The following is a 2,531-nucleotide window of genomic DNA, read 5'->3' as shown; positions in this document are numbered from 1 at the left end:
GTATTTACAGCATAATTTAAAATAATCTAAATCATCTTCCCAGCCAAATTCCCAATCTAATACCATACATTTAACATCAACTTTAGCACTTTTTTCAGTGATTTCACTAATCCTTATAAAATAACAATAAATATCAGACCAATTTTTATATTTCATATAATCTATTCTATTAGGTAATATATAAGTATTCCCATTTTCATCTTTTGTAAGATAAATTAAATAATACTTTTCCTTATTGTCATCGTTATCATCTTTATAAACAGGAAAATATGCAAACTGTTCAGATTTTATAGGACTAGAAAATTGTTCTTTCATCATTGAAATATGGAAATTAATTTCTTTTAATGAACCATACCTTCCAAATGTCATAGAATTTTTACCGAATTTCATTATGCCATTGTTTAATGGTTCTCTAGTGTTTGAATAACAAAAACTATAAATGCATAAAAATAATAATATTGTAATAAATTTGTTCATATAATCTCCTTAAATAAAAAATAATTTTAATAACCATACATCATCATAATATCAAGATTTCCTGCATGCAGAAGTATATGTCCGTTTTTTTCACTATTAACTTCTGTAAATAAACCTTTTTGTTCAAACCAATCTTTCATTCTTAAAACTAATGCAGTTGCTTTACTTGAATAAGATGGTATATATACACGATAACGACCTTCTGATTCCTCTTCTAATTCATACTCTTCATAATCGCCAACATAAAAATTGATAAATATTTCTATACCTCTAGCTTCCATTTCTAGGTTAGGATCTTTTTTTAATTCTTGCTTTATCATATCACCTTGTTTTTTTAAATAGGTGTGTGATGTTTTTATAGTTTCATGCAATATTGTTTTAATATCACTATCTAGTACAGATATTAAAGTAACTTCAGCTTGAACGCTTGAAATTTCTGTAACATCATACAAATCATATCCATATAATTCTGACCACTGACCTATATAATCTCCAATAGTTTCAAATTGATAATAACTTGAAGCGGTTATAGTAAAAGATATTATTTCCTCTCCTATATTTTTATTTAGATATTCCAAGACTTCTTTTGCAAGTTCTTCTGTACTGTAGTAAGCATTTAAACTATTAATGCTGCCAACAAAAAACAAGAAAAATATTATTAAAAACTTTTTCATATTAAACTCCTAATAATCACAAGAATCATTTTTAATATGGAAACCCCATTAAACGCAAATAATCTCTGTAACAATATAAACATTCAAATTGTCTTGTATATATGTTATATATAAAATAAGATGACACTCTGCTTTTTCCGAACTTTTCAGATAATTCTTCATTAATTGAACTTTCAGATTTTAAACATACGGGACAGTTTTCTATACTAATTAAATCAGCTTTAGCAATAGATAATTTTTCAAAATTAATATAAGCGTAATTTTTATCATAAGATATTGAAGATATATTCATTATATCAGGAGAATCACAGTCTACACAGTCTATGTCTGGATTTATTAAAAATGCCGAAATAGTTCTGGCATCTTCTATTTTACAAGCTATAGATAAAATATTTTCATTTTCAAATAGTACTGCAAATTTAGAATAATATCTTTCAACGATAGGCAAATTTTCAAAATCCTTCTCTAATGATTTATAATTTTTTAAACGTTCAATTTCAGATTTTTGTATTGCTTGATATTCAGCTTTTCTTTTTTCATAAGGCTCTTTACCATTAATAAAATTACTTTTATTATATGGTATATCAAAGCTCTGATCATACTCATTTGCAATTGAATAATATTTATTATTTTCATCTAAATTTTTATCTAATAACTTATATGTTTTTATTGGTTTTACTTCATAAAAACTTTTGATAATTGTTAATCTATCTTTATTCAAAAAAAATGCTGTAGGTTCAGTTCCATAATGAGCTGATTCTGCATTTTCAAAAACATATATATTATTTGAATCATATTTATAATCCAATACATTAAAATCAGTTATATTTAACATATCTTCATAAACACGAGTCCCACTTTTACTTAAATATAAATAATTAGTTTCTTTGGTTTCAGCATTTATATCATAATATATGCTTCCCAAGTGTTCTTCTATACTGTCTCTACTGCTTCCTTTATTGCAAGAAACAATTAAAAACACTAAAATAGTCAGTAAAAATAATATTTTTCTCATTTTTTATATCTCCTATTTTATTTTTTATTGCAATGCCGAAAGAAATGGCATTAATATATTTAAGTATTTCCAAAGATTGAAATAAATTTTTGATAGTTATTTGATAGAATGAGTTTATAAAGTTTAATAAGATATTATAATGCGATGCGATGCGATGCGATGCGATGCGATGCGATTAAATAACATAATCGATTAAACCTTATATTAGTATTTCATTAATTAAGTATATACTATAATATTTATTTGTCAATATTTTATGTCTTTATATAAAAAATAAAAATGATTATTGAGTATTTTATTTATTGATACGCACGGTAAGAAGATTAAAAATTTAAATAACACTAGGGCGGGTGCTTTTAAATTCT

The 2,531-nt window shown here is 24.6% G+C and carries 3 protein-coding genes; all 3 read right to left on the bottom strand.

Annotated elements, in window-relative coordinates:
• On the bottom strand, window positions 1–477 hold a 477-nt coding region (locus tag Q0J90_RS03995), incomplete at its 3' end, for a hypothetical protein (protein ID WP_297276681.1).
• Between the two features lie 26 nt (window positions 478–503).
• Window positions 504–1,151, bottom strand: a complete 648-nt coding sequence (locus tag Q0J90_RS03990; RefSeq protein WP_297276680.1) for a hypothetical protein — start codon at window positions 1,149–1,151, stop codon at window positions 504–506.
• Between the two features lie 31 nt (window positions 1,152–1,182).
• Window positions 1,183–2,166, bottom strand: a complete 984-nt coding sequence (locus tag Q0J90_RS03985) for a hypothetical protein (RefSeq protein ID WP_297276679.1) — start codon at window positions 2,164–2,166, stop codon at window positions 1,183–1,185.
• Between the last annotated feature and the right edge of the window lie 365 nt (window positions 2,167–2,531).

Source organism: uncultured Brachyspira sp. (assembly GCF_944390595.1).
In the GTDB taxonomy this organism is placed as follows: domain Bacteria; phylum Spirochaetota; class Brachyspiria; order Brachyspirales; family Brachyspiraceae; genus Brachyspira.
The sequence above is the reverse complement of the archived record's forward strand: the minus strand, read 5'-3'. Positions and strand labels throughout refer to the sequence as shown.